This is a genomic window from Variovorax sp. 278MFTsu5.1 (assembly GCF_048305045.1).
In the GTDB taxonomy this organism is placed as follows: domain Bacteria; phylum Pseudomonadota; class Gammaproteobacteria; order Burkholderiales; family Burkholderiaceae_C; genus Variovorax; species Variovorax guangxiensis.
Genome location: NZ_CP157622.1, coordinates 2,694,616 through 2,717,916 on the forward strand (window position 1 = coordinate 2,694,616; position 23,301 = coordinate 2,717,916).

The following is a 23,301-nucleotide window of genomic DNA, read 5'->3' on the forward strand; positions in this document are numbered from 1 at the left end:
GCACGTCAGCTCTAGATGTCAGTCGGACCGATTGGGACCGGGTTGGCAGGGGGCTCGTAGCCCCACGGGTCGGCCGGAGTGGGTGTGGGGAGGGGTTTCATCGTGCGCGTGCCGTAATGCCGGAGTCCTGGTAGGCGACGATGCCGTCGATCTTCATGTTTGCCTTCATCGCTGAGGCCAACTTGTTGCACTCGCTCTGAGAGAACTCGACGAGGTGAAGGAATTGCGGGTTCGCGACGATGAAGGCCAGGGCCTTCAGCTTGTCGTCATCCGTCTCGGGCAAGCGAGCCTTCCAGGTCTTGCGCACAGAGGTTCCAGAGAGGCGAGGGGCAGCCGCGACGTAGTGAATCGGTGCGAGCGAGGTGCTTGCTGCCTGCTCGGCCTCGATGACTTGAGCTTGCGCAACCGCGACTTCCTGATCGCTCCCAGTAGCTGCCGCTTCCTCCAGCTTCTCGCGCGCCTCGGCGGCCTCTTTCTCGGCCTGGAGCCGGCGTTCTTCTGCTTCCCGCTCCAGGCGCCTGCGTTCTTCTAACGCTTTGCGTTCCTGCTCCGTGGTGTAGGTCAGCATGGCGCTCTTGATGATCTGCTCGCCTTGTACGAGCACATCCATCGGACCTCTGAACATGGTGTTAATTGCGCGCACGGTGTCGTTGAGAGGACGAACGAGCGAGTCGCGTTGCGTTTCAAGCGCTTTCCATTTCCCCTTGATCGCGGCCAATTCGTCATTGGCAATCTCCAGCATGTCGTTGCTATCGATCACGATGGCCTTGGCGTCTTCGAGGAGCTTGGTCGATGAGGAGACCAATGCGGCCCGGTCGGGAGCGGTGATCGTGAGAGAGGAGGGGATCGCGGTGCTGGCTTCAGCGTTTGACATTCTTAATGCTCCAGTGCTTGACGTTGAGAAGAGATTGAAAAATTGCCCAGTCGGTGGGCTCTTTGAATTCGTGCAGCTTGTATTTACCGGTCGGCAGAAGCTGCACGGCTGCGCGTTTGATGAGTGGCTCGCGACTTTGGGCACGCGGAGCAATCAGCTTTCGATACGCCACGGTCTGCAGCGCTGTCGCTGCGGAGACGGTCGCAACGGTCTTGATGTCGATGACCCATTCGCTGCCGTGCATGAAGCCGACTCGATCAGGTGTGCCGGCGTAGCCAAGGGCTTCGTCGTGCATGCTCTGTTCAATGACCGTCCATTGCGGCTTGTTCTCGGCCACGAAGAGGCGCCACCCTTGGACGTAGGGCGCGACAACGGAATCGAGAGACGCGGGGTCAATCTCGTCTCCCTCGTCGAGGAACTGGCAAGCCAGGTGGGCTGCTTTCCCGATGGCGATCTTTCGCGCGAGCACCGCCTCGGGGATGCCCTCGAAGTCCTGCACTGGCGCGAGCACTTCAGAAACGCTTGGCAACCGGCGTTCGCCGAGCCAGTAGGTGTGATCGCCCTCGCGGAATACGAGGCTAGTCATGCCGGCTGTCCGTTGAGGAGGTTCCGGCACTTCGCCAAGCCCGCCTTGGTGAGGTGGTCGAAGTCGGTGATGCCCGCGTCTTCCAGGAGATGCGCGAAGCCATCTCCTGCCTTTCGCTTTACCCAGTTGCGCTCCGTCTCCGTGGCGAGAGGCTGCGTGTTGCTCGCATTGGTAGGATAAACGGGCGCAGAAGGGCTCGTCTTGACTGCAGCATCGCTTACGTCGGCTGGCTCAGCACGACGGGCGCGCTGCGGTTGACGAACGACATCTTCCGGCTGACGCTCCTGGCCGGGTTGATCGTCCTCGCGATCCACGTAGATCACGCCGCCTTCAGAGCGCACTTCGTCGTGGTTCTCCGCGGCATAGGCTGCCGTGAGAACGTTGGTCAGCTCGATGGACTTCGGCATGTACTTGCACACCTGAAGCAGGGGCACCTTGCGGAAGTACATTTCCTCAAACTTGTATCGGTAGTGTTTGGCGCCAACTTTGTTGTTGGCATCGAAGTGCTCTTCGAGTTGCTCGCGCGGCCAGACTTCGATGACCAGCTTGTCGGTGCCGGTGATGGCGCCGATTGCATAGGTGTAGTCCAGCTCGCGGTCCTTCTTGCCAGCGCGAGCGGGCCTGTGCTGGACGAAGGGCGAGCTGCCGAGCGCGTAGTCGAACTCGTCGCCCACGTAGACGGCGCCAGTCCAGACGGTCGCGCGACCGCCGCGCATCACGATGTCGACGATGCCCTTCCAACCGGGGACGAACGTGCATGTGCCCTTGTACGGAACGAGGTAGGCCTGCCCATCGACACCAATCTCCAGGCCAACTTGGGCTGCCAGGAGGATCGCCGAGAAGATGGATTCGGGGCGGCAATCACGCAGCGCTTGGCTGTTGTTGAAGGCGGTCATCGCCAGCCGGGCCATGCGCTCCGGCTTGATGTGCGCGGGGAGGGCTTCAGCGAGCTGCTGGAAGCGGAAGGGCTCTTCGATGTAGTTCTTGAAGAGCATCGGCAGGTCGCGGGTTTCGCTGGTCATGCGACGCTCCCGAGAAATGCCGAGTGGACAGTTGCGATGACGGCATCGCGGAACTGCCTACGGTTCTTGATCTTGAGGAGGCCGGCCGCGACGCGCGAGGCGACCAGTTGGTATGCGAGCGACTTGACGACGCCTGCGTTCACGTAGTGATTCATGTCCAGTCCACGGGTTGGTGTGGACTGGAATGTAAGTCGTCAGCGAATAGGTGTCAAGAGCTATTTGGCAAGAGGCGATATTTCTTGGCGAATTCAGATGATGGTCGACTGCTTCGCAATGATCCTGCCGATGATGAGCGAGAGGTTGGTCGCGGCCTTGCGCGGGTAGCGCCCCTGGTCTTCGTTGTCCGAGGAGAGCCACCACTGTCCAAGGTCGCGGATCAATCTCTTTACGACGGGCTCGCCCTCGAAGTTGAAGGCGTAGACCATCTCGTCCTTGGGCTCGGTGTCTGCCAGATTCACGACAACCGTGTCGCCATCGAAAAGGCTCTTCTCCATGCTGCGGCCTTTGACCTTTGTGCACAGCAGACGCTTGGGGTTGTAGCCCTTCTCGCGAATCCAATCAGCGCGGAACCACAGAGGAGGGGCCTCGGCGTGGAGGTAATCGATCTGTACTCCAGCGATCCCGGCAGATAGTCGAAGCTCGGCCGAGCGCACTTGGATGAAGTCGTCGGCTGGCGCCTCCTGTGGATCAGGCGAGCCTTGTCCGGTTTCCAGCCAGAACGGGTCAACGTTGACTGCCTTGGCAATAGAGGAGGTCTTCTCGGAGCCAGACCCGCCACGTTCGAGCTTCGAGTAGGCGCCCTGGGACATGCTCACGATGAGACAAAGCTGCTCCTGCGTGAGGCGTGCTCGCTCCCGCGCCCACTTCAGCCGGCCGCCGAAGGTCGAAAAAATCTGTTCGAGCTGTAGGTCCATTGCTTGTCTATTCGTAGGCGACTACAATCCGCCGTCATGAACTGGAAAAAATTGCTCAACGAATTGTTTCGTGCCGGCTATAGCCAGAAGGCGGTGGGCCAGGAGAGCCGGCTCACGCAATCGACGATTAGCAAGCTGGCACGAGGCGATGTCAAGGACATTTCCTATACGTCGGGCGCCGCCCTTGTCCAGCTCCATGAGCGGGCTGTGGGAGGGCGACGGTGAGATTATTTCATCCGTTCAGACATGCCTCTGGCTTCGGTCACGACGCCCAGCACCAGCACTTCGCCCTTCAATGGTGGTGCGCTGTTGTCCGCCGTGACGTACTGGTCGGACTCCGCGGACTCGACGAGCTTCCGCAGAGTGGTGGTGTTGCCTGTTCGCACGGCAACGACATCGCCATTGCGGGGGCGAACTGGGGCAAGGATCGCTTGGTCTCCAGCCGCAAGGAGGCGGATGCCATGCACGACCGTTCGCATAGCGTTGTCGCCAATGACCAGGCAGACTCTCTCGCGAATTGGCTCACGAAGGTCCGATGCCTCGACAAGCTGAGGCGTGGCCTTCTGGTTCGACTCGTCCGCCAGCAGCCACCCGACGCTTGTGCTCAGGTACGCGGCCATCAATTCCAAGGTCTTCGGGTCTTGCGGAATGGAGATGCCGTGGCTGTAGCGCCTCGCCATCTCGTAGCTCTTCTCAATTCCCTTGGCGAAGTCGTGCAGCGTCGCGCCTTTGCGCTCAAGGGCCTCAGAAACCCGCTTGCCGAACTCAATCTCTCTGTTCTTTCTCATGGATAAAGCTCTCAAAAATAGCCTCACCGGCCGTGGCGCACGCATCGACCGCGCAATCAAGCGCATCGGCGTGGCTGTTCTGTCTCACGCATATGGAATCACTGCGTGGTCGATCTACAAGTGGGCGTCCGCTGGCTTCGTCCCGAACAACCGTCTCAAGACCTTCTGCGCGTTGACGCAGGAGCTTCCGCACCAAGTCTGTGACCCGTGCATCGCAGACCTGTTGAAGGCTGGGAAGGTTGCTGACCGTGCCCGGGATGCTACCAAAGGTAGAAGGAGTGTCAAGGAGCCGGCCCCTGTTCTCGAATGAAACGCGCCTTGTAAAGCGCGCTTTCAGTTTTCGTCCTACAACCTACCGAAAGTAGTATTCAATGAGCATTCGCCGGGCGCCGCGCCCAAATGCCAACTTCTACGTCCTCGACAAATCGATAAGCGAGGACCGCGCCCTGAGCTGGGCCGCGAGGGGCATGCTTATCTTCCTGTTGGGCAAGCCTGACAACTGGACCGTCTCGGTTGCCAATCTGGTGAACGAGACCGCTGCCTCTGCGCGCCCCTCTGGCCGTGATGCCGTCTATGGAGTGATCGGCGAGCTGAAGACTGCCGGCTACCTGCGGGCAGAGACAGCGCGCGCCGATGGTGGCACCTTTGGAGGCACCGACTACACCGTGTGCGAGTGCCGCTCACCGCTTACGGAAAAGCCGGAAGCGGCTAACCCGGATACGGCCAAACCGTATGCGGGCCGACCGCATACGGTGAATCCGACACAAACAAGAACTGACTTCAAACAAGGACTGAATCCTGAGCAAGGACTGAAGTCCTCGGGCCGTCGCATCGCCTACACGGAGGAGTTCGAGCACGCATGGTCTGTATACCCGCGCCGTCCAGGCGACTCGAAGGCTGACGCCTTCAAGGCCTGGAATGCACGCCTGAAGGAGGGCGCTACTGCAGCAGAGATGGCGGCGGGCGCAGGGCGCTATGCCGCCTTCTGCACTACCCAGCGTACAGACCCGCGCTACATCAAGCAGGCCGCGACTTTCTTCGGCCCTGGCTTGCACTACGCGAGCGAGTGGACTGCCTTCGCATACGTCAAGACGCCCGAGAGGCAGAGCCGTGGCGAGCAGCGAGCGAACTTCATGCAAGAGATGACCAACTTTGGAGAAGCAGATGCCGGACGTGATGACCGCACTTTCGACGCTGAAGCCCGAGTCGTCGGCGGCTGAGGCGCTGCCGGCCCGTGCGGTCGGCAAGCTCTTCGCCAGCCTGAACGGGCAGCTCGGCGGCAAGCTGGCCGATCTCTATCAGGGCGTGCCAGTGCAAGACATGCAGAGCGAATGGGCTATCGGCCTCGCCGGCTTCCGCGGTAGGGAGATCGAGCGCGGACTTGCTGCATGCCGAGCCCGACCGTTCGCCCCGAACCTGGGCGAGTTCGCAAGGCTGTGCCGCCCCTGCTTGGACAGCGACGCCGCCTGGATCGAGGCCGAGCACTGCCTGTCTCAGCGACGCCAGGGACTCATCGGCGACTGGTCGCACCCGGCCGTCTGGAGGGCGGCATGCGTGATGAGCCGCGAGATCAGTGCGGGCGAAGCCACGTCCTGGAATCGCAAGCGCTGGGCCGCCGTGCTCGCGCGCGAGCTGGACAAGGGCTGGGGCGACGAGGTGCCAGAAGTGCCGAGGCAACTGGCTGCGGAGCCCGCAAAGACCAGAGGCCCGACGCCGGAAGAGCGCGCGAAGATCGACGCGCTTCGCTCGGCTCGAATTCCTACCAATGAGAGTAATGAGGAGGCTCAGTCGTGACCTACGCCGAAGCCGTGCAAATCCTCGACCGCGTGCGCGATGGCATCTCTTACCCCAGCTACATCGTCGACAAGGCTCTGAGTCTTACTGGCGATCTGCCGGAATGGATGGTGGGGTGGTGATGCAGGTCTCGTTCGTTGTGCCGGGCGAGCCGGTCCCCAAGGGGCGCCCACGCTTTGGGCGTGGCCGTGCCTATACCCCCGAGGCCACTCGCGACTTTGCTGAATGGGTCGAGCACCATGCCCGCGTCGCAATGCGTGGCAAGGAGCCGCTCAGCGGGCCGCTGGCGCTGTCTTTCAGCGCGGTGTACCCGATCCCCTCGTCGTGGTCGAAGAGGCGCAAGGAAGCGGCGTTGCTGCTGCCCGAATGGAAGCCGACCAGGCCCGACATCGACAACCTGGAGAAGGCGCTCTGCGACGCCTGCAACAGCATCGTCTACCGCGATGACGGCCAGATCGTCTGCCTGCGCAACTGCACCAAGGTCTGGGGCGCAGAGCCTCGGCTTGTGGTGGTGCTGGAGGAACTGCAGCCATGACCGACCGCAAGTCCCTCGGCCAGATCGCATACGAGGCACGCGAGCGTCGCCTCCCATTTCCTTTGCCGGCGTTTGCCGACATCCCGAAGGCTGAGCAACAGGCGTGGGCGGCAGTCGCGCGCGCAGTGCTGGCGGCCAGCAAGAAAGCGGCGATGAGTCGCGTTATTTAACCTACCAATAGGAGTTTTCGCATGCAACAAGACACACTGATGGGCATCGACAGCGAGCAGGACGAGCTTCTTGCCATCATCCAGGCGGACCAGGCCGTCCACTACCGGGCGAATTTTTGGTACTGGCTGCGCGACAACTGGGGCATCTGGAAGCGCTTCCAGGTCGAGGCCGACAAGGTTCGCGAGCGAGGTCGCGCTCACTACAGCGCCCGCACCATCGGCGAATTCATTCGCCACGAGACCGCGCTTCGTGAAGGCAGCACCTTCAAGTGCAACGACCATGTGTGGCCCGACTTGGCTCGCCTCTACACGGCCGTTCGCAACTGCCCTGGCTTCTTCGAACTGCGGGGACGCTGATGCTGACGCACAAGAAGCTCAAGCAGCTCTTGTCCTATAGCCGTGGGACGGGCCTGTTCCACTGGCGCGTGGACCGGAGCGGGAACATCAAGGCGGGCGATGTGGCCGGCACGCTGACGGGCGGCGGCTACGTGCAGATCAGCATTGACGGCAAGAAGCTGAAGGCGCATCGCCTTGCCTGGTTCTACGTCAAAGGCGTCTGGCCCGAAGGCGAGGTCGACCACAAAGACACCGACCGCACGAACAACCGCTGGCGCAACCTTCGCGACGTGCCTGGTCGCATCAACACGCAGAACAAGCGCAAGGCCTACTCGAACAACAAGTCGGGGATGCTGGGGGTGTCCGTGTGCGGCAAGAGTTTTCGCGCGCGCATCTGCGTTGACGGCGTGGAGCGGCACCTCGGTTCGTTCCCGACCGCGCGCAAGGCTCGGGAAGCCTACGTTGCGGCGAAGCGCACGCTGCATGTGGGGTGCACGCTATGAGGGTGCTGATGGCGAAGACCCCGCAAGGGGCGCTCATGCCCATCGGGCCGGAAGCGAACGAGCTGTTGCCCAAGCTGAAGATCGGGCAGCAGGTCTGGGTGGATGTCGTGCGCGCGCGCAACACGGCTTTTCATCGGAAGTGGTTCTCTCTGGTGGGCTTGGCTTTTGACAATTGGGAGCCGCCAGTGATCGAGAGCGGCCGGTTCGCGGGCTTTCAGCCGGAGAAGGACTTCGACACCTTCCGCAAGGACATCACGAAGCTGGCCGGCTTTGTCGATGTGAACGTCTCGATCACGGGGCACGCCATCGTGACGGCGCGCTCGATCTCGTTCGACAAGATGGAACAGGACGAGTTCGAGAAGCTGTACTCCGCGACGATCAACGTCCTGCTCAGGCTCGTGTTCCCCAGGAAGACTGAGGCACAGCTCCGCGCTTGGGTTGAAGCGGTCATGAGGTACGACGGATGACGGCGCGCGATGAAGTCAAGCCTTCCGACCTGAAGAAGGGGCGGAAGCGCACGCCGCCGAAGGTCTTCCGGCCACAGGTCGTTGCCGAGCGCGCGGCGCCGCTCATCAGCGATCACGCCGTGCTCCGCTACATGGAGCGCGTGATGGGCCTGGAGGTCGAGAAGGTGCGGAGCAACATGCTCACGCCCATGCAGCTCGCGGCCGTGCGCGGGCTGCGTGAGGTCGAGGTGCCGATTGGAGGCGGCCACTACGCGGTGGTGCGCAACGGCCGAGTGGTGACAGTGATATGACGCAGGACGAGAAGGCGCACAAGTCTGCGCTGGCCGGTCTCGGCTGCATGGTCTGCCGTCGCCTGTTCGGAATCACCGACAGCGAAGTCGAGCTGCATCACCTTCGCCGCGGAGGCTGGGGGAAGGGCGACTACAAGACGCTGATCCCGCTGTGCTACGAGCACCATCGCGGGAACACGGGCGTGCACGGGCTCGGGACCAAGGGGTTCCCCAAGCACTACGGTTTCGATCAAGAAGACTTGCTGGCCGACGCGCTGGCGCTGGTGGCTGCGGGATGAAGACACGAAGCAGAGCCAGGCGCTCGAACGTTCGCAAGCTGCGCGAGGCCTCGCGTATTGCGATGACCTGGCCGGTGCTGGTGCTGCTGGACATCGACGAGCTGGTCACGATGTCGCTGGCGCCCTGGCAGGCGTGGCAGGCGAGAGGGAAAGAGGAGGCGCTGCGAAAGCGCTACCAAGAGCTGGGGGTTTTTCGCGCGATGCCGGGAGAGGGGAGAGCCACCGTCTTCACCCGCATGTGGGAAGAGGCGGCCTATGCCGGTGCGCTGTTGGGCGAGAAGCCCTCTGATGAATGGGTGTGTATCAACACCGGTTGCAAGGGGAGGACTAGGCGCTGACTGGTGCCTTTTGGCTTTGCTTTTGGGCTCGCGGTTTGACTAGAAGGAGGAGCAAGATGCCGCCGAGGAAGAAGACTATCTGGCCGAGCGAATTGGCTAAGAGCAAGCCCATTCCTTCGGGCGTCTCCGATCCAGTCCACCATAGTTTTAGTCCAACGACCCAGCCCAGCGATTTCGCCCAGGCTGTGAGCATGGCCTTCACTCCCGTTGTGAAAGCCGTCCATAAAAATGCGCCCATCCCAAGCACAGACCATATGCCCGCAATCACGCGCGCGATCTTAGACAACTTCGCCATTTTCGCCTCCGTCAAGTAGGCGGGAATGATAGTGCTCTTGACGCTACTGACTTTTGCCTGCTCTTCCGCCGCGTTGTAGAAATCAACCATTTTCATCGTGGCTTCCGACAGTATTCCTCTTGCAGAGCTAACTGGAGTGTGCGCCCGTCGTGCCCCTTCTCTGGTTTGGTCGCGTGCGCCCATGGAATAGGTGGCGAGTTCCTTTGGCGAAAGTATGCGCAGGGCGTATTTGACTCGCGCCAGTGCGCTGGCAATCTCTAGAGCGATTTCTCCTGGAGCGTGGACGAGGCGTTGCAACTGCTCTTCGGTTGGCAGGGGCATATCTTCCAGACGAGTTCGAATCTGAGCAATGTGCGCAAGAGGTGTGCCGTTGAGCCGAATGTCTTCGAGTTCTAGCTCGATCCTCAGCAACTCCTCAATCATGTGAGAGACGGTGGAGGTGACCATTACTGACGTTACAACGGCGGCGTCCTGCGCTTCTTGATGCAGGCGCTCTTCAGTCGAAAAGGTCGCCCACACTGCGGCGAAGACGGCGCCGACTGTGCCAATTGCCGAGTACCAGCTTGCCAAAGCTGCCGAATCTGTCGGGAATCTCAAGCGGAGAGAGATCAACAGTAAGACCGCCAGCCAGATGGCGAACCTTCGCATGATTTGCTTTTTCTTCATCCTTGCTCCTCGTTGCGAGGAGTATAGGCAGGCCAAAATTAATACTGTATATTTATACAGTTATGGCAAGGATGCAGGTCATGGACATGGTTCGGTCCCGGGAGAATGGAAAGGTCATCCCGGGCTGGCAGCGCGGCCGGCTGCGGCCATTTCGCGGGATTCTGTTGATGAAGATCGAGCACATACATGAACTCCACAGGTTCAGTCGTGTCGGTCGCATTTACATGCTCGACCAAAAGGCGGCGCCACCCCCGCCTCTTTGGGACATCGAGCCCATCGAGATGGGGGTGGACTTCTGGAGCTACACGGGTATCGAGCGCATCGATGACGGCCTGGGGAGCTTCACCGATCACGCGCAATCCTGGGTACTGGTGCCCGCCCGCGAGACGCTGGGGGGCTACCACGGGAGCGAGAGAATCTAGCCAGGACGCGCAGCGATTGCCGCGATGAGCTGCTCACAGCGCGCGCCATCAAACATGCCGATGTGCATCTCATTCTGCGGAATGGCGAGTGCCTCGGCAGCCCAGGCATAGGCCTCGCTTCTCGACATCCCTCCCTGCTTCCAGAGCGGGTCGAAGCGAGCATGAGCCCGGCTCTTCAAGGCGCGCAGCTCAGCATTGGCAAGGCGGCCGAGCGGCACATGGCGCGAGCTGTTCTTGTGCGTGCCGACGAACGCATTGCATGGTTGGCACTGCCAGAACTTGAGAGCGAAGAGGTCGGGGCGATGCGGGTAGATCGCAGCGCCGCCGACCAGCCGCGCCGGGCGACTGCAGTAGGGGCAGTCAACCTTCAGCAGCTTCCCCTTCATACGCTCACCATCTGCAAGGAGCCGAAGTCATCCTGCACCGCCAGCCCGAAGACCAGCAGGCCATGGATGTTTATCTGCACATGCCACCGGCCACCCTGTTCGGGTTGCCGCTGAAGCATCCACAGGCCTAAGCGGCTCGCGCCGATAGCCAACTTGGCGCTGTGCGCGGTCCTCGGCTCGTCATCTCCGTGGGAGAAGCTGCCAACGATCCGCGCGCTCACGATGCCGCTCCCTGCGCTGTAGCGAGGCTGTTGCGCAGCGTGCCCACCGGATCGTTCATGAAGGCCGGGTACTGCGCGAACACCTTGCGTGCATATGCCAGCGCTTCGCTGGCTGTCATGCCGTAGACCTCCCGCATGCAGCGGTAGTAGGCGCGGAAGCGCTGGTCAGCCGGAGCGCGCCACCAAAGACGCCCCGGCGTTTGCTGAGCGGCGGTCATGCTGCAAGCGCCAGATCGAGAGCCCGACTCTTGATGCCGTCACCCTGGCCGAACCAGGCACTGTTCATGCGCGTATCGCTGTTGCGCCCGCGCTCGTGGTCCACGAGCTGGGTCACGGCGTTGAGCCAAGCCCAGGCGTTCGGGCCGCCCGCGACATCGGAGCCGATGGCGTCGCCGTTGAAGAGCTGCAGGATGCGGTTGTAGGGCTTGCTCAGGCGGACATCGGGCAGCGGTGCATCGGGCTTCACTGTGAGTAGCGGCTCGACCAGCTCGTAGGTCAATTCGTCCACCGTCTTCGCGTTAATCGGCTTGTTTGCGAGCCTGCGGGACTCGGCCAGGAATGTCTGCCACGCGGTGATCGAGATTCCCAGCTCCTTCTTCACCGCCTGTGCGTCGAAGCTCTTGCCGTGGTGCACCTTGACGGAGGTCACGCGCTTCGCCCCGGCCGCGCGCTCCTCGTAGGACTGCAGGGCCATGCTGATGGTGTTCCAGCAGACCACGCGCACGCCTGTGAACTTCGCGGTAGTGGCTAGGTCGCCGCCGTAGCCCGTCGCGAGAAGGAGGTAGGGGCTGACGTGATCGCCGTCCACCACGTCAGCGCCATCGCCGACCTTCGCGAGCGCCCAGACAACTTGGCCGCCCTTCAGCGAGCCCGCAGTCTCCAGCTCGAAGCCCCCGGCCTCAGTGAGGTCGCGGAAGAATTCGAGAATCTCGCCCGGCTGAACCACCTTGTAGCGGTCGCCAACGACTGACAGCGGGGCGCCAGTGTCGCTGCGATAGAGCACCTTGCGCTCGGGATACTTGCCGAGCAAGCCAGTCGCCGAGTTGAAGAACTCGACCTTGGCCTCCTTCACGGTATGCGAGAGGCCGGCCTGTGTTGTCCATTCCTGGATGGTTGCGCCCTTCGTGAGCTGCTGCCCCGACTCGTGCCAGGGGGTCTCGCCGACATAGGCGATGTTTGCGCGGGCGTTGGAAGTGTCAATGAGTGCGGACATGAGAAAACTCCTTTTGATAGGTTGCTGGACGATGAAAATCAGTTGAGGGACTGAAGGCTCACGCTGTCTTCGTGGGCCTTGTTCCAGAGGTGAGCGAGCAGACGCGCATCGGCTTTGGCCTGCGGGTTGTCGGCGCGGCCGACGATGCACAACGGCGTGCCGTCAGCGCGAAGTACGGCCGAGTGAGCGCCGCGATGCTTGGTGTTGGCGCCGACGACGAGCCCCGTCCAAATACCGGGCTTGGCCTCGGCGTCAGCGGTGGTGGGGGAAGGGCGTAGGGTTGTCATTAAAAACTCTCTTTGGTAGGTTTTTGGTTCAGACGTTCTGCGTACACCGGGCAGTCGGAAGGCCTGTCGCTTCGACGCTGGCCCAGGCCGCACTCGATGTCGCCTACTGGCGCGTCACCAAACTGCGGCGCAACGATGTCGTGCATGCTGTGCGGGCATCCGTCGCATTCTGGGTTGCCGTCCTGGAAGATCGCTCCCACTTCGGACCATGCTTGCTGTGCCTGGAGCACTTCTATGGGAATGAGGAGGCGCATGTTCACGATGCGGCCTCCTGCGGTGCGGCTAGGGCGGCGCTACCATTGCCTTCCTCACCAGGAGAACTGCCATGTGGAAGTGCAGACACTGCGGACTGGAGGTGATGTTCCGAGCTGTCGAGCCCGAGATCGACGGGGACGGCTGCTTCTTCTTGTGCCCCGGATGCGGACACAGAAACGCGCTCGTCAACGTTGCCACTGCGTCGGGAGACATCGCTCTGACGCAGCCCGACGATTGATGCGCTTGGAGTGTGCGGCGTGAGTGCATCGAATGCCGCCCATGCAGCGGCATTCAGGCGCGCATCAGCAGCGTGGGTTGCGGGACGGAACGCAAAGCCTTGATGGAAGACGACATAAGTACGTCCGCCCTCAGCGCGAATGCGGTAGCGCAGCGTTGATTCGAAGCCGTGCGTGCCAACGATCTCCTGAACCTGCCCATCGTGGTAGGTGTTCATGGTCACGCAGCGACCCATGATGTAGTCGCCAACGGCCGGCGTGTGTTGCGCGGTCATGCTGCCTCCTGAGTGCGTGCGGCGAAGCGGGGCAGGAAGCACTGCGTCAGCTTCCCCGTACCGCGGTCGAGGTGGCGACTGATTCCGAAGACATCGTGCGTAAAGTTGAAGTCGTCCGTCTCCAGCAACTCCTTGAGTTTCAGGGGGCACCCGTTGGCGTGGCACGCGGTAAGGTCCATGTGCAGGCTGAGCGGATCGCGCAGGGGGCTGCCGATCTCGTTCGCAACTGTCTTTGCGCGTTTGAGGATTGCGATCAGGATCGCCCGGTCTTCTGCGCTGGTGTGAAAGCTAACGGTGTCCATGGTCAATGCTCCAGAGGTTGCAGGCATGAGCCGCAGTAAGTGAAATGGGTCGTGGTGACTTCATCGGTCGAGAAGACGGGATGAATCGCGTTGCCCTCTCTGTCGGTCGAGTCGAGAGGGATGCCGTTCGAATCGCGCGGAAACCGGATGTGTTGGCCGAAGCGGTTGTTGGTGCAGTTCACGCAGTGCACATCGGCTTCGTAGGTGTAGGCAACGATGCGGCTCACGCGACACCGCCTTCTGCTCGGTAGATGTGCTCAATGCTGTCGCCGCCGTACTCTTGATGAATGAGCTTGAGGCGAGAATTGCGCGGATGCTGCCGTTGCCAGCCGTTGAGCACCTTACGGCGCTGCTCTTCAGTGGAGAACGGGAGGCCGCGAACATCCTCGCGTGCCGTGATGGTTCCGTCTTTGTGGCCGAACACCAGAATGCGGTTGTGGGCGCCGTGGCCGGTGATGTCGCTGTCTTTGTCGAGGACGTAAATGTTCACCTGTCCAGGAACGCCGTGAGGGAGCCGCTTAGTCATGTGCGGCCTCTTGATCGCTGTTGCGCTCAAGGTAGCACGGCGCGCGCAGGTTCTTGTTTTCGTTGTCCCATGCGTAGAACTGCGTGAGGTTGGCGAACACGGGCGACACGGCCCTAAATTCGCCGGTCTGCTGCCAGTGCGCCGTATCGAAAAGAAAGCACCCGGTTTTCCCGGTGGTGACATCCGTGCACTGAACTGTGTAGTTGGTGAGGCAAGCCATACTCAAAACTCCATGAGAGGGAACCTGCAAAAGCGCAGGCCAATGCCCAGCGCGCTGGGCATCAGTCCGGGCTCTAGGGGGAGGGCACCCAAGTCCCCGAGCTGTAGTGCCCGGCAATGCCTCGAACTACTATCGGTAGTGTGTTGGGTGAGCGAAGATAGATGCGATGTCCCGCCAGAGGTCCGTCTTCGGTGAGGTAGGGCTTTGCGGGGCCAGGCACGAGGCGGCGGGGGCGGGGTAGCGGCTTCTGGCTGATCGGGAGTCGCTTGAGCTTGCTGTACTTGCGGACTCTCATGGTGACTCCTCGACCGTTGTGCGTTGGAGAACCTCGCGGGCAGAGTCGGCGTCCTTCACCGCCTCCTTTGCACGTCGCTTCTCGTTGCGCGAGGCGTCGTGCACGGACATGAATGCATCGAGCTGCTCGTCATGCCTGGAGAACGCATCGAGGGCCATCGCGAGGGCGTTCGCAAGCTCCTGGTAGGTCGGCTTCCTGGTGCTCATGCTTGCACCTTGGCTGCTGCGATGAACTGGGCTGCCATCTCTTCGGCCTTCGGCAGGCGAGGCCGCAGTTCCTCGGAGTTGTAGACCATCTGCACGTTGGGGCGGCCTGCCACCTCGCAGTAGGTGGGCGTCATGATCGAGCCCCAGTCGCTGAGGTAGGCCTCGCGGTGGATGACGGCGACAAACGTGCCATCGCCGAGCTTGGCGCCCGCTTTGCGGAGAGCCTCTTTCACGGTATCGCCCTTGCCCCAGCATCCGTTGGATGCGGCGATGACGCACAGGTTGGAGGGATCGACGGGGGCAATCTTGGGCTCTGTGTTGGCTTCCACCAGGGCGAGCAACTCGGGCGACACGACGCCGAGGACCGCACCACGACGGGTCTTGAAGGAGCCGTCGTCTTCATGGGGCGTGCCGCTCGCCGTGTTCCTTGCCAGGTTGCCACTGCCCTCGGGCGATTCGACCCAGAGAGGACGGACGAACACGCCGGAGCCGAGGGCGGTGGGGCTGCAGCCGCTGCCACCAGTCACTTGGTGGAGTTGCAGTAGCGGGTTGGCAAAGCGGCCCTTGCTGGCCGACAGAGCGACGATCTGGCCGTTCAGGTCGAGGTCGCTGGTCGAGGTGAGGCCGGGGGTGATGTTGGCGATCATGGGAACTTTCTGCCGTTCAGGCGGTGACGTGCGGGATTGCACTGGCATGCCCCGGCGCGCGAGGCATAGCGGTTCAATCAGGGCTTGAAGCTGCGGATGAAGTCGCTACCCGGGCCGGTGGCGGCCGTGTTGCGCAGGAGCTGGAGGAGGCTGGCTTCGTCGGATGTGCAGCCATAGCGTCGATAGGCGTCGTTGCACCAGCAGACTGCGAGGTCGTCGGGCCAACCTGGGCCTCGGCGCACGACGAAGGCGCGCAGAGCTTCCACTGCTGGTGCGAGCGACTCGTGGGGAGCCGCGCTGGCTGGCCTGCGGTTGTAGTAGCGGCGGTTCTGAATCCAGTCATCCGCCGTGTGGACCGCGGATTCCTTATCGGTCTCGAACGAGTCGGCTGGCTCGTAGTGTTTGCCAGCGATGTAGAACTTGGTTCGGAACTCGTTCCATTCCGAGTCGCGATAGACGACTGCCTTGTCGTCGCTGCCGTCTGCCGCTTCGGCCACGTAAATCTTGCGCATGGACATGCTGATCTCCTGTGCTGGGTTGCGCATCCTCTTTTTGGTAGGAAGCGAGTGCAAAGCGCACTAGGCTGCCCAGCGCGCCGAGCAGCGTGGTGTGTTCTGTACTGAGCTGGGGCGCCCTGGTCGATCAGTCTTCAGGGAAGTCGACATCCAGCGCCGCCTTGAGGATTGCCTCGACGGTCTCGTAGAAGACCTCTCCGTGCGCGGCCAGGATTGCAGGCACCTTCACGACCGAAGAAGTTCGGTAGCTGCCGTCGTCGCGGCAAGCAATCCGATCCTCGTGGGCTTCGTTTTCCGTGTAGTGGGCGTGCAGGAAAAGCTCCTCGCTGCTGCCTCCCTCCTGCACCACGACGTAGGCGTCTTGTGCGGCCTGCGATGCCGCAGCAATTGCGGCGTCTGCCTTGGCGCGAGCGCCATTGCCGGCCCAGCCGCAGCGTGACTCCATCTCGGAGACTTCGGCCCGGAGCGCAACGAGTGCTTCGAGAACAGTGGAAGGTGCTGTCGGACGCTCGATTGCGGCATCTGCCGGAGCGGCAATCTGTGCGGGCCGGACTGCGAGAGCTTTGTGTGCGGGGGTATGGAACATGCTGATCTCCTTCGGTGGTTAAAGCTCGTATCGGTAGGGTAAAAGTGCAAAGCGCACTGGTCTGCCCGAAGGGGCAGAGCGGTGTCGTTCTGTGTGGATGTTTTTCTACCGATGGAGTAAAGAAAATGCTCCTATCGGTAGGTTTGGCGCTAAAATTGGAGTTGCCGGTCGGACACTTACCAGTGTTTCAGGAGCCCCTCCCGGGGTGCCCTCACTGCGAGGTGTCTTGTGGCTTCTAGCGGGGCGAGGATTCACGCCGTGTGGCGAATCCCATCTAGTCCTAACAGCTTGGCGAGAGCTGATCTGTGGAGTCCCTACTGCCGGTTGATTTCTGCATCGGTTTTGGCCGGTGCATGTTGCGTAGTATAACTACTATTGGTAGGTTTGTCAAGTCCCCTCGGTAGGATCGAAACAGATGGCTGGTCAAAGCAAGGGTCGGAAACTGCGGGAGATGCTGGGCGAGAAGGCCGACTGGCTGCTCGAACAGCTCGCTTCGGGCCGCACTGTCCATGAAGTGGCGAAGGAGATCGAGGTCTGGCCTGCCCAGATCGTCGAGTTCTTCACGCTGCAGCCTGAGCTTCGAGACCGCTACCGCATGGCCCTGGTCAAGCAGGCGGCCATGAACGTCATCGTGGTGGCGAAGGAGGGCAAGACCGGCCGGCCGAAGAAGGGCAGCAAGCCCAAGACCAACGCCGAGATCGTTGCCGACCACGAGAGCGAAATCCTCCTCTCCCTCTACGACGGCGAGACCGTGCTCCGCATCGCAGAGGGCCTGATGGTCCGGCGCGCGGACATCGCTGCCTACTTCAAGGCCAACGAGGACCGCGCAGCGCTGTATGCCGACGCAATGCTCGAAGGCGGCGCCGCGATGGCAGAGAAGGCCATCGCAGTCGGGGAGGGCGTCGCGCTCGACGCTACCGACGCCAAGGTCATGGCGATCCGGGCCAATGGCCTGCAGTGGCTCGCCGCGAAGCGCAACGCCCAGTACGACAACCGCCAAGCCATCGACCTGAAGGGCCAGGTCTCCCATTCCATTTCCATCGACATCTCAACCGACTGAAGGAGTCACATGAGCAACGACCGCATTTCCTCTCAAGACGCCGCCGACGAGGCGCAGATCGCTTCGAAGGGCCTGAATGCTCCGCGCGTCACGCCGGCCGACATCGAGGCGGCCATCGTCAGCGAGAGCTATTTCACTGCGGCGGATGGCGTGCGTGCCGCATCCGAGAGCAAGCCCGGCGCGTCGCTGCTCCCCGAGTACGTGACCTTCAACAAGAGCCCACTCTCTTGCGTCACCATCTGTGTGCTGGTCCTGCGCAACGGCACGAAGATCGTCGGCGTGAACACCGGCCCGGTGTCGTCTGACAACTTCTGTGCCGACTTGGGACGCCAATACGCTCGGCAGCACGCGGTCGATCAGGTCTGGCCGCTTCTGGGCTACGCGCTGCGTGACCAGCTTGCCGCCGTCCGGCAGTTGGAGACCAGAGCCTACGCGGACGGCACGACGGCGACTGGTGTGCCGCCACTGCCTGTCGCCTCTCCTGCCAAGCGGGACATGAAGTTCGGCGAGGCCCTGGACCACCTGATCTCTGGTGGCCGAATCCAACGCGCCGGGTGGAACGGGAAGGGCATGTTCCTCTGGCTCAACCTCGGCTCCCACGACGAGCATGAGCAGGCTGCCGCCATCGGTGGCGTGCCCCGCGCCCTGTTCATGCTGGGGGACGATGGAACCGTCACCCGGATGCCGAACATCAACATGCGTGCGGCCGATGGCTCTACCGTGACCGGATGGCTCGCCAGCCAGACCGACATGCTGGCCTGTGACTGGCGGGTGGCGTGATGCGCTGGGTTGTCCTGTTCCTGGTGGCGGCTCTGGCTGGCTGTACCGAGCTGGCGCCGGCTGTGATGTTCGAGGGCTGGGGCCTTGGAGTCCTTCCCGCAATGTGGGCTGTGGCTGCCCTGGTTGGCGCCGTGGTCCTCCTGGTGCGCGCCACCTACCGCCGCGCGCTCTTCTACCTGCACTGCTGGCACCTCGCCCAGCTCGATACCGACCGGCTCGCCGGGCGCAGCCGTAAGGCGCCCGCATCCTTCCGTTGACCTTCCAACCTACCGAAACGAGGAAATTTCATGAATTCCACCAATCTCGCCCTTGGCCTGCTTCTGGCGATCTGTCTCGCCTGTGTCCTCTGGCCCGTCTTCCGAAGCTCCAGCTTCTTCCGTCCGCGCGGCGTGGAAGGAACCCATCCCGCCGATCAGGCGCCTCTTTGCGCGGTATCTCCTACCGATGCGAGTCCGACCGTAGCCTGCAACCGGCAGGCGAACCCCGGCAACACGCGGCATGACGCCCTGAAGAAGGCCCAAGCCGCCCGTCAGCCGGGCCTCGTGGAGGGGGTGAACCTAGCGTTCGAGCGGACCGTCGAGGCGGCTCGCACGCTGATGCTCGGCATGTCGCCCTCGCTGGTGCGCCTGGACACCCTGTTCGAGCACGAGATCGCTCTGCTGCGCCATGCCCTGGTGACGGCGCAGGCCGGGAACCACTTCAGCGCCGAATGGGCGGCTGTCCTCGGCATGCCGGCTGCCCAGGCGCAGGCGGGCTCCGATTGGGGCATGGGGGAGGAGCTGGAGGCTGCAGGCTCGGTTGGCGCTCCTGAATCGACCGTGAAGCCCAAGGAACCGACGCTTACAGCGCTGCCTGTCGTAGACATGGGGAGGGAACTGCGTTTCCGTCGCTGGCCGGAAAGCCTGGGGGGCACGGCACAGCTTGTGGTGAACGCGGGCCTGAGCACTGGCAGCACTCCCGAGGACATCCGCACGATGCTGACGGCCGACGCCATCCGGGCTCTGGAGCTGACGCCCACCGAGCGCCTGACCCAGCAGCTCAAGGACTGGGCAGCCGCCAACGGCAAGACCGGCTATGTCGCCCAGGAGGGCGGCTTCCTGCACTTCGTGGAGACCAAGCCTGCCATGAGCGGCTCCCTGGTCAGCGAGGACCGGGCGGCTCGGAAGGCGACGGAGGGTGACCTCTCCCAGGCGGTGGAAGAGACGGAGCGCTTCGAGGGAGAGCTGACCTCGATCCCGGGAATCCGGCTGAATCGCTCGCCCGAAAACGTCCAGTACGCGCGCGCGCGTGAGGCCGATGATAAATCGGTATCGAAAACCGGCCAGAAATGCGAAGAATCCCGGGATTTTACCGACACGGTATCGCAAACCAGCCAAAACGAGCCTGCGCTGGCTGCTGAGGGGCCGGCGTGCTGATCGGGAAGACGGTCATCGACACCGAGGGCCTGGACGGGATGGCCGTCTCCTGGCTGCGCGGCCTGACTCGGACCGACTGGCAGCTCGTCAAGGAGGTCAACGCCCGCGCTCCCCAGGGCGAGATTCACCTCAGCCCAGAAGACCCCGACGACGAGCCCTTCGTCTACGTCCCGCCGCCCAGGGCATCCAGCACCCATGTGCTGCGCCGCCGCCCTGGCGAAACGCTGTCCGACGCCAAGGCGCGTTGGGCGGCCTCCGATCCGCACGTCGAGTTGCCTGTCGCTCTGAGCCAGGCACGCGGCGTCTACGTCAACCTCCCGAAGGAACCCTGATGCTCACCCGCTACGAAGCCCTGGACATGGGCAAGTTTCTCGAAGCCGTCGAGACCGCTATCGCCGCGAGTCCCGACACGGCGCCGGATGCCGGCGTCATCTACATCGCCCACGCGGTCAACATCGACGACCAGTGGGAGGGCGCCGTCGTCTCCTACGGCAAGAAGGTCTACACGCACGAGGACCACAGCCTGTCGCTCGCGCAGTTCTATCAATCCCTCCTGGACGACGGAAAGATCGGCAACGCCGAGCAGCGCGCCAAGATCGCATTGCACGCCATGACCGGCAACCCGGTCAACGACATCATCCAGATTGCCAGCGGACTGCATCGCCGTGAGATGGAGCTGAAAGTGGAAAGGGCGGCATCGTGAGCCGCCGCCTTGACATGTCGCCCGCTAGTCTGGGGCGACACTCCGCGATGGGGCTACAACCGCTCGATCTGATCCTCGTTTTGCTCGTACAGGGCTCGGTCGAGAGACTTAATCTCTTCCGCCAGATAGGCGGCATGACGAGAGCACAGCTTCTGGAGCTTGTGGAGCTGCTCACGATTCCGCTTGTAGAAGCCATCCCCCTGTTTGGGCTGGACGGCGTAGACCATGCTCAGTTCGCTTGCTGCGCGGCGAAGGTCCAGATAGACGTTCATCTTCCCCAGCGTAGCGATCTGATCGATGGGCAACTGCGAAAACAGACCAGCGATGGCATTGAATTCCGCAGAAGCATCGGGATAGATGATCTCATTGCCGACAGCATCAATCTGGAAGCCAGTCAGCACGTTCATTCGACTCAGTTCCGAGGCAAGGCTCTGAAGGCTCAACAAGATCGCTGCTTGCGCTCTGGTCTTAGCACTCAATTCCGCCTTCTCTGCACGCTCTACCTCAAGCGTGTGCTGCCAGCGGACAAAGATGCCGGTCGCAGCAATCGCAGCAATGGCGCCAAACGCTTGGACCCACGAGGCCCAATCGCTGGAATGCGTCGGCGGATGTGCCGCGAACGCCCAGAGCAAGGCCCCTCCAACAAGCGCAGCTCCAGCAACGTAGAGCGTGCGCGCAATGTCTTTACCCATTTCCACCTCCTAGGGGAGGGGAGTATGAGCCCTCTGGAAGGCTGGCATCTTGAGCGGACAGCTCTGTGCGCCATCGGGAGGCGGGCATGACCGGGCGCACCTCTTTCAGCGGTTACGCCGAGCGCGCGGACAGCATGGCCGCTCGCCTGCAGTGGCCCGAGGAACCGCGCCCCGTCATGCCAACGGCTGCAACACATGGCCGCGTCACCGTGGCCGAGGTCGAGGCCGCAGGCAAGGCCCAGCAGGAATGGGACGAGCGTCAGCGTCGCGCCCAAGTCGTCCAGCGCCTGGAGCTGATGCGCAACACGCCGATCACGCTGGACGACGTATTGAGTCGATTCTGGATCGGCGGCCAAAGCCCTGACAGCGTGAACCTGCTCAACGACAACAACCGAGCCGCCTTCTTCTCCGTCTGGGCCATCGCCGCGCGCGAGCTGGCCGACGCATTCATCAACGAGGCAAACAACCAATGACTGCCACACACCTGACCACCTTTCTCCCGTGGCTGCTCTCGGCCATCACCATCGTCTCCACCGTGCTGACGGGCAACAAGCACCGGCTTGCATGGCTGATTTCGTTGGCAGGGCAGGCCGGCTGGCTCGCCTTCATCATCGCCTCGGGCTCGTGGGGCTTCCTGCCGCTCACGGCGACGCTCACCTTCCTCTACCTGCGCAACCACATGAAGTGGCGCGAAGAGGAGCGGCTCTCGGCCATCGAGCGCGAGCACTTCGGCGACCCCGATAAGGGCACCGGCATCTACGCCAAGGCGTCGATCAACTGGCACGCCGACGAGAACCCGTGGAAGATGGCCGTGACCGCCGCGATGATCTGTGCGCACATCTTGCGCCGCGAACACGAGACCGACCCGGAGAAGGCGCTCGCCGAGCTGCTAGCCTGGGAGATCGATGTTGCGCTCGACCCCGCCGTGTCTTCTCGCGCCGAAGCGCTGGTGCAGCGCGGGCGCGACGAAACGAAGCCTTACATGGCCGACGCCTATGCGGGAGCGCGCGAAGACCTGCAGGACTGGAAGCGCCGCGCGCAGGCTGCTGAAGCCCTTCTGAGCTTCAAGCCCGGCCTGCCCGAAACAACCGATGTTGACGAGGCGATCCGCCTCTCGCGCATGGATGTGGTGCAGGAGGCCGAGCGCGACGACTACCACCTCTGGGCGTTGCGCATCTTGGCCGCCGAGGTGATTGCCATGCGAGATGAAGAACAGTCGGTGCCACAGCCGGGCGACCCGCTGTACCTCATGAGTCAAGCCAAGTCATTGCCGGCAGTGAGCGGCCCGGTGGTGATGCGCTTCCGCCGCTATCTCCTTCCAGCACCCGCAACGCCAGAGGGAGGTTTGGCCGACCTGCAGCGCAACGAGAGTGCGTCAGCGGAAGCTGCGCGATGACTGTGCTACTCCTTCCGAGCCTGGACCTCGGTCAGCATGTTCACCGCAATGGCAAGCGTCATGGTCGCGATTGCTTCCGGCGTGATGCTGGCAGCCGGATTGACCGTCTGCAGAACGGCGTAAGCCGATCTCACCTGGCTAGCAGCAGTGTTCGAAGCGTCCCGAATGGCGTTGGTGGTCTCATGGGACGGAGCATTGAAGTTCGACATGGCTCTCCTTTGGGTTGGTTGAGGTCCAGAGTATGAAGGCACGCCGCCCAAAGAACCTCGCACAGTCGCTGCGTGTTGCGCTGACCTTGCTGCAGATGACCAACGACCAGGGCGACCGCAACCGCTACAGCACTGATGCGCTGGCACTCGCTGCCGCCGACATCCTGGACAGCTTGGTCAGCGCGGCCGGCGACGACGCGCCCGGCGCCCCTGAGCTATATGTCACGGGGGAGACGGCCGACCTCCTGAACCGCATCTACGCAGACGAGGGCGGCACGACGCCAACGAAGATCTTCTTCGTCGATCACCGTTCTCGCTACTCCCACTGATGTCCAGCTCAGTCGGTCATCGGGTTTGGAACGGGCTCGATCTTCAACGCCCAGGCCATTGCCGAGCCGTCCTTGTTGGGCTGGAGGTGACGAGAGACGACTCGGTATGCGAGTCGGGAGCCCGGGAAGGAGAGCGTGTCGCCGACCACAAGAGGGCAGCTCGGGACGTTGGACAAGGCGCCGTTGCTGATCGCAGCCTTGATGGTGGTGGAGTGGATTGGATCAGCGTAGAGAAACCAGTCTTGGGCCATGACAAAAAGAATTTGATT

General features: G+C 62.4%; 47 protein-coding genes. 22 read left to right on the plus strand and 25 right to left on the minus strand.

Translation table 11 applies throughout. From position 1 onward, the window contains the following. Nucleotides 1–97 precede the first annotated feature (97 nt). From ABL844_RS12265 to ABL844_RS12285, 5 genes are all read right to left on the minus strand, one after another. Entirely contained in the window at nt 98–874 is a 777-nt protein-coding gene (locus tag ABL844_RS12265) for a hypothetical protein (RefSeq protein WP_418131411.1), read from the minus strand. Next, the gene (locus ABL844_RS12270; RefSeq protein WP_418131412.1) at nt 861–1,460 is read right to left on the minus strand and encodes a hypothetical protein; all 600 of its coding nucleotides are present in this window, start codon (nt 1,458–1,460) and stop codon (nt 861–863) included. The genes ABL844_RS12265 and ABL844_RS12270 overlap by 14 nt, the downstream gene beginning before the upstream one ends. Continuing rightward, nucleotides 1,457–2,482, minus strand: a complete 1,026-nt coding sequence (locus ABL844_RS12275) for a recombinase RecT (protein WP_418131413.1) — start codon at nt 2,480–2,482, stop codon at nt 1,457–1,459. Before ABL844_RS12275 ends, ABL844_RS12270 begins: the two co-directional genes overlap by 4 nt. Then, nucleotides 2,479–2,637 (minus strand): hypothetical protein, encoded by a 159-nt coding sequence (locus tag ABL844_RS12280; protein ID WP_418131414.1) that lies wholly within the window; start codon nt 2,635–2,637, stop codon nt 2,479–2,481. The genes ABL844_RS12275 and ABL844_RS12280 overlap by 4 nt, the downstream gene beginning before the upstream one ends. Nucleotides 2,638–2,730: 93 nt before the next feature. After that, entirely contained in the window at nt 2,731–3,396 is a 666-nt protein-coding gene (locus ABL844_RS12285; RefSeq protein WP_418131415.1) for an XRE family transcriptional regulator, read from the minus strand. A 36-nt stretch (nt 3,397–3,432) separates the two neighbouring features. Between ABL844_RS12285 and ABL844_RS12290 the strand changes: the two genes are divergently transcribed. After that, the gene (locus tag ABL844_RS12290) at nt 3,433–3,621 is read left to right on the plus strand and encodes a hypothetical protein (protein ID WP_418131416.1); all 189 of its coding nucleotides are present in this window, start codon (nt 3,433–3,435) and stop codon (nt 3,619–3,621) included. A gap of 2 nt (nt 3,622–3,623) precedes the next feature. Here ABL844_RS12290 and ABL844_RS12295 read toward each other — a convergent pair whose 3' ends face one another. Continuing rightward, on the minus strand, nt 3,624–4,184 hold the full coding sequence (locus ABL844_RS12295) for a hypothetical protein (RefSeq protein WP_418131417.1): 561 nt from the start codon (nt 4,182–4,184) through the stop codon (nt 3,624–3,626). Between the two features lie 371 nt (nt 4,185–4,555). On the opposite strand from ABL844_RS12295, the gene ABL844_RS12300 reads away from it, so the two are divergent. From ABL844_RS12300 to ABL844_RS12350, 11 genes are read left to right on the plus strand one after another with little or no spacing between them, the layout of a single operon-like run. Further along, the gene (locus ABL844_RS12300) at nt 4,556–5,404 is read left to right on the plus strand and encodes a hypothetical protein (RefSeq protein WP_418131418.1); all 849 of its coding nucleotides are present in this window, start codon (nt 4,556–4,558) and stop codon (nt 5,402–5,404) included. Further along, complete coding sequence (locus ABL844_RS12305; RefSeq protein ID WP_418131419.1) at nt 5,349–5,978, plus strand: hypothetical protein; 630 nt, start codon at nt 5,349–5,351, stop codon at nt 5,976–5,978. Before ABL844_RS12300 ends, ABL844_RS12305 begins: the two co-directional genes overlap by 56 nt. Continuing rightward, nucleotides 5,975–6,100, plus strand: a complete 126-nt coding sequence (locus ABL844_RS12310) for a hypothetical protein (protein ID WP_418131420.1) — start codon at nt 5,975–5,977, stop codon at nt 6,098–6,100. The genes ABL844_RS12305 and ABL844_RS12310 overlap by 4 nt, the downstream gene beginning before the upstream one ends. Beyond that, complete coding sequence (locus ABL844_RS12315) at nt 6,100–6,513, plus strand: RusA family crossover junction endodeoxyribonuclease (protein ID WP_418131421.1); 414 nt, start codon at nt 6,100–6,102, stop codon at nt 6,511–6,513. Before ABL844_RS12310 ends, ABL844_RS12315 begins: the two co-directional genes overlap by 1 nt. Beyond that, entirely contained in the window at nt 6,510–6,683 is a 174-nt protein-coding gene (locus ABL844_RS12320) for a hypothetical protein (RefSeq protein WP_418131422.1), read from the plus strand. Before ABL844_RS12315 ends, ABL844_RS12320 begins: the two co-directional genes overlap by 4 nt. A 21-nt stretch (nt 6,684–6,704) precedes the next feature. After that, nucleotides 6,705–7,040, plus strand: a complete 336-nt coding sequence (locus ABL844_RS12325; RefSeq protein ID WP_418131423.1) for a hypothetical protein — start codon at nt 6,705–6,707, stop codon at nt 7,038–7,040. Beyond that, nucleotides 7,040–7,522 (plus strand): HNH endonuclease signature motif containing protein, encoded by a 483-nt coding sequence (locus ABL844_RS12330; RefSeq protein WP_418131424.1) that lies wholly within the window; start codon nt 7,040–7,042, stop codon nt 7,520–7,522. Before ABL844_RS12325 ends, ABL844_RS12330 begins: the two co-directional genes overlap by 1 nt. Nucleotides 7,523–7,530: 8 nt before the next feature. Next, entirely contained in the window at nt 7,531–7,989 is a 459-nt protein-coding gene (locus ABL844_RS12335) for a DUF1367 family protein (protein ID WP_418131425.1), read from the plus strand. After that, a complete protein-coding gene (locus tag ABL844_RS12340) occupies nt 7,986–8,279 on the plus strand; it encodes a hypothetical protein (protein WP_418131426.1) in 294 nt (97 codons plus the stop codon). The genes ABL844_RS12335 and ABL844_RS12340 overlap by 4 nt, the downstream gene beginning before the upstream one ends. Beyond that, nucleotides 8,276–8,557, plus strand: a complete 282-nt coding sequence (locus ABL844_RS12345) for a Ref family recombination enhancement nuclease (RefSeq protein WP_418131427.1) — start codon at nt 8,276–8,278, stop codon at nt 8,555–8,557. Before ABL844_RS12340 ends, ABL844_RS12345 begins: the two co-directional genes overlap by 4 nt. Further along, the gene (locus ABL844_RS12350; protein WP_418131428.1) at nt 8,554–8,895 is read left to right on the plus strand and encodes a hypothetical protein; all 342 of its coding nucleotides are present in this window, start codon (nt 8,554–8,556) and stop codon (nt 8,893–8,895) included. Before ABL844_RS12345 ends, ABL844_RS12350 begins: the two co-directional genes overlap by 4 nt. Here ABL844_RS12350 and ABL844_RS12355 read toward each other — a convergent pair. After that, nucleotides 8,885–9,856, minus strand: coding sequence for a hypothetical protein (locus ABL844_RS12355; protein ID WP_418131429.1), 972 nt, complete (start codon nt 9,854–9,856; stop codon nt 8,885–8,887). The genes ABL844_RS12350 and ABL844_RS12355 overlap by 11 nt on opposite strands. 80 nt (nt 9,857–9,936) lie before the next feature. Between ABL844_RS12355 and ABL844_RS12360 the strand changes: the two genes are divergently transcribed. Continuing rightward, a complete protein-coding gene (locus ABL844_RS12360) occupies nt 9,937–10,278 on the plus strand; it encodes a hypothetical protein (RefSeq protein ID WP_418131430.1) in 342 nt (113 codons plus the stop codon). Here ABL844_RS12360 and ABL844_RS12365 read toward each other — a convergent pair. The 15 genes from ABL844_RS12365 to ABL844_RS12435 form a co-directional block, all read right to left on the minus strand. Then, entirely contained in the window at nt 10,275–10,664 is a 390-nt protein-coding gene (locus tag ABL844_RS12365; protein ID WP_418131431.1) for a zinc-finger-containing protein, read from the minus strand. The two genes, ABL844_RS12360 and ABL844_RS12365, sit on opposite strands and share 4 nt — an antisense overlap. After that, nucleotides 10,661–10,885, minus strand: a complete 225-nt coding sequence (locus ABL844_RS12370) for a hypothetical protein (protein ID WP_418131432.1) — start codon at nt 10,883–10,885, stop codon at nt 10,661–10,663. Before ABL844_RS12370 ends, ABL844_RS12365 begins: the two co-directional genes overlap by 4 nt. Next, nucleotides 10,882–11,103, minus strand: a complete 222-nt coding sequence (locus ABL844_RS12375; protein WP_418131433.1) for a hypothetical protein — start codon at nt 11,101–11,103, stop codon at nt 10,882–10,884. The genes ABL844_RS12370 and ABL844_RS12375 overlap by 4 nt, the downstream gene beginning before the upstream one ends. After that, on the minus strand, nt 11,100–12,098 hold the full coding sequence (locus ABL844_RS12380) for a DUF932 domain-containing protein (protein WP_418131434.1): 999 nt from the start codon (nt 12,096–12,098) through the stop codon (nt 11,100–11,102). The genes ABL844_RS12375 and ABL844_RS12380 overlap by 4 nt, the downstream gene beginning before the upstream one ends. A gap of 38 nt (nt 12,099–12,136) precedes the next feature. Then, entirely contained in the window at nt 12,137–12,385 is a 249-nt protein-coding gene (locus tag ABL844_RS12385) for a hypothetical protein (protein WP_418131435.1), read from the minus strand. After that, entirely contained in the window at nt 12,385–12,645 is a 261-nt protein-coding gene (locus tag ABL844_RS12390) for a hypothetical protein (RefSeq protein ID WP_418131436.1), read from the minus strand. The genes ABL844_RS12385 and ABL844_RS12390 overlap by 1 nt, the downstream gene beginning before the upstream one ends. Next, nucleotides 12,642–13,151, minus strand: coding sequence for a hypothetical protein (locus ABL844_RS12395; RefSeq protein ID WP_418131437.1), 510 nt, complete (start codon nt 13,149–13,151; stop codon nt 12,642–12,644). The genes ABL844_RS12390 and ABL844_RS12395 overlap by 4 nt, the downstream gene beginning before the upstream one ends. Continuing rightward, nucleotides 13,148–13,453: a hypothetical protein gene (locus tag ABL844_RS12400; protein WP_418131438.1), complete on the minus strand. Its 306-nt coding sequence runs from the start codon at nt 13,451–13,453 to the stop codon at nt 13,148–13,150. The genes ABL844_RS12395 and ABL844_RS12400 overlap by 4 nt, the downstream gene beginning before the upstream one ends. A 2-nt stretch (nt 13,454–13,455) precedes the next feature. After that, entirely contained in the window at nt 13,456–13,680 is a 225-nt protein-coding gene (locus ABL844_RS12405) for a hypothetical protein (protein WP_418131439.1), read from the minus strand. Continuing rightward, nucleotides 13,677–13,979, minus strand: a complete 303-nt coding sequence (locus ABL844_RS12410) for a hypothetical protein (RefSeq protein WP_418131440.1) — start codon at nt 13,977–13,979, stop codon at nt 13,677–13,679. Before ABL844_RS12410 ends, ABL844_RS12405 begins: the two co-directional genes overlap by 4 nt. After that, on the minus strand, nt 13,972–14,199 hold the full coding sequence (locus tag ABL844_RS12415) for a hypothetical protein (RefSeq protein WP_418131441.1): 228 nt from the start codon (nt 14,197–14,199) through the stop codon (nt 13,972–13,974). The genes ABL844_RS12410 and ABL844_RS12415 overlap by 8 nt, the downstream gene beginning before the upstream one ends. Before the next feature lie 291 nt (nt 14,200–14,490). Then, on the minus strand, nt 14,491–14,700 hold the full coding sequence (locus tag ABL844_RS12420) for a hypothetical protein (RefSeq protein ID WP_418131442.1): 210 nt from the start codon (nt 14,698–14,700) through the stop codon (nt 14,491–14,493). Beyond that, entirely contained in the window at nt 14,697–15,347 is a 651-nt protein-coding gene (locus ABL844_RS12425) for a hypothetical protein (protein WP_418131443.1), read from the minus strand. Before ABL844_RS12425 ends, ABL844_RS12420 begins: the two co-directional genes overlap by 4 nt. A gap of 77 nt (nt 15,348–15,424) precedes the next feature. Further along, complete coding sequence (locus ABL844_RS12430) at nt 15,425–15,865, minus strand: hypothetical protein (RefSeq protein WP_418131444.1); 441 nt, start codon at nt 15,863–15,865, stop codon at nt 15,425–15,427. 124 nt (nt 15,866–15,989) lie between these two features. Continuing rightward, a complete protein-coding gene (locus ABL844_RS12435; RefSeq protein WP_418131445.1) occupies nt 15,990–16,448 on the minus strand; it encodes a hypothetical protein in 459 nt (152 codons plus the stop codon). A 415-nt stretch (nt 16,449–16,863) separates the two neighbouring features. Here ABL844_RS12435 and ABL844_RS12440 point away from each other — a divergent pair, with 415 nt between their 5' ends. From ABL844_RS12440 to ABL844_RS12465, 6 genes are all read left to right on the plus strand, one after another. After that, nucleotides 16,864–17,508 (plus strand): hypothetical protein, encoded by a 645-nt coding sequence (locus ABL844_RS12440; RefSeq protein ID WP_418131446.1) that lies wholly within the window; start codon nt 16,864–16,866, stop codon nt 17,506–17,508. Between the two features lie 9 nt (nt 17,509–17,517). Further along, on the plus strand, nt 17,518–18,288 hold the full coding sequence (locus ABL844_RS12445) for a Gp49 family protein (RefSeq protein WP_418131447.1): 771 nt from the start codon (nt 17,518–17,520) through the stop codon (nt 18,286–18,288). A 110-nt stretch (nt 18,289–18,398) separates the two neighbouring features. Next, nucleotides 18,399–18,545, plus strand: coding sequence for a hypothetical protein (locus ABL844_RS12450; protein WP_418131448.1), 147 nt, complete (start codon nt 18,399–18,401; stop codon nt 18,543–18,545). Between the two features lie 30 nt (nt 18,546–18,575). Then, the gene (locus ABL844_RS12455) at nt 18,576–19,703 is read left to right on the plus strand and encodes a hypothetical protein (protein ID WP_418131449.1); all 1,128 of its coding nucleotides are present in this window, start codon (nt 18,576–18,578) and stop codon (nt 19,701–19,703) included. After that, complete coding sequence (locus ABL844_RS12460; RefSeq protein ID WP_418131450.1) at nt 19,697–20,035, plus strand: hypothetical protein; 339 nt, start codon at nt 19,697–19,699, stop codon at nt 20,033–20,035. The genes ABL844_RS12455 and ABL844_RS12460 overlap by 7 nt, the downstream gene beginning before the upstream one ends. Continuing rightward, nucleotides 20,035–20,406 (plus strand): hypothetical protein, encoded by a 372-nt coding sequence (locus ABL844_RS12465; RefSeq protein ID WP_418131451.1) that lies wholly within the window; start codon nt 20,035–20,037, stop codon nt 20,404–20,406. Before ABL844_RS12460 ends, ABL844_RS12465 begins: the two co-directional genes overlap by 1 nt. A 53-nt stretch (nt 20,407–20,459) precedes the next feature. Here the strand turns inward: ABL844_RS12465 and ABL844_RS12470 are convergent, their stop codons facing one another. After that, nucleotides 20,460–21,098, minus strand: coding sequence for a hypothetical protein (locus ABL844_RS12470; protein ID WP_418131452.1), 639 nt, complete (start codon nt 21,096–21,098; stop codon nt 20,460–20,462). A gap of 86 nt (nt 21,099–21,184) precedes the next feature. Here ABL844_RS12470 and ABL844_RS12475 point away from each other — a divergent pair, with 86 nt between their 5' ends. Both ABL844_RS12475 and ABL844_RS12480 read left to right on the plus strand, forming a co-directional pair. Continuing rightward, the gene (locus tag ABL844_RS12475; RefSeq protein WP_418131453.1) at nt 21,185–21,571 is read left to right on the plus strand and encodes a hypothetical protein; all 387 of its coding nucleotides are present in this window, start codon (nt 21,185–21,187) and stop codon (nt 21,569–21,571) included. Then, nucleotides 21,568–22,494 (plus strand): hypothetical protein, encoded by a 927-nt coding sequence (locus ABL844_RS12480; RefSeq protein WP_418131454.1) that lies wholly within the window; start codon nt 21,568–21,570, stop codon nt 22,492–22,494. The genes ABL844_RS12475 and ABL844_RS12480 overlap by 4 nt, the downstream gene beginning before the upstream one ends. Before the next feature lie 5 nt (nt 22,495–22,499). On the opposite strand, the gene ABL844_RS12485 is transcribed toward ABL844_RS12480, so the two are convergent. Next, nucleotides 22,500–22,703, minus strand: a complete 204-nt coding sequence (locus ABL844_RS12485; protein ID WP_418131455.1) for a hypothetical protein — start codon at nt 22,701–22,703, stop codon at nt 22,500–22,502. A gap of 32 nt (nt 22,704–22,735) precedes the next feature. On the opposite strand from ABL844_RS12485, the gene ABL844_RS12490 reads away from it, so the two are divergent. Then, nucleotides 22,736–23,032: a hypothetical protein gene (locus ABL844_RS12490; RefSeq protein ID WP_418131456.1), complete on the plus strand. Its 297-nt coding sequence runs from the start codon at nt 22,736–22,738 to the stop codon at nt 23,030–23,032. Nucleotides 23,033–23,040: 8 nt separating this feature from the next. Here ABL844_RS12490 and ABL844_RS12495 read toward each other — a convergent pair whose 3' ends face one another. Continuing rightward, nucleotides 23,041–23,283, minus strand: coding sequence for a hypothetical protein (locus ABL844_RS12495; RefSeq protein ID WP_418131457.1), 243 nt, complete (start codon nt 23,281–23,283; stop codon nt 23,041–23,043). Nucleotides 23,284–23,301 lie beyond the last annotated feature (18 nt).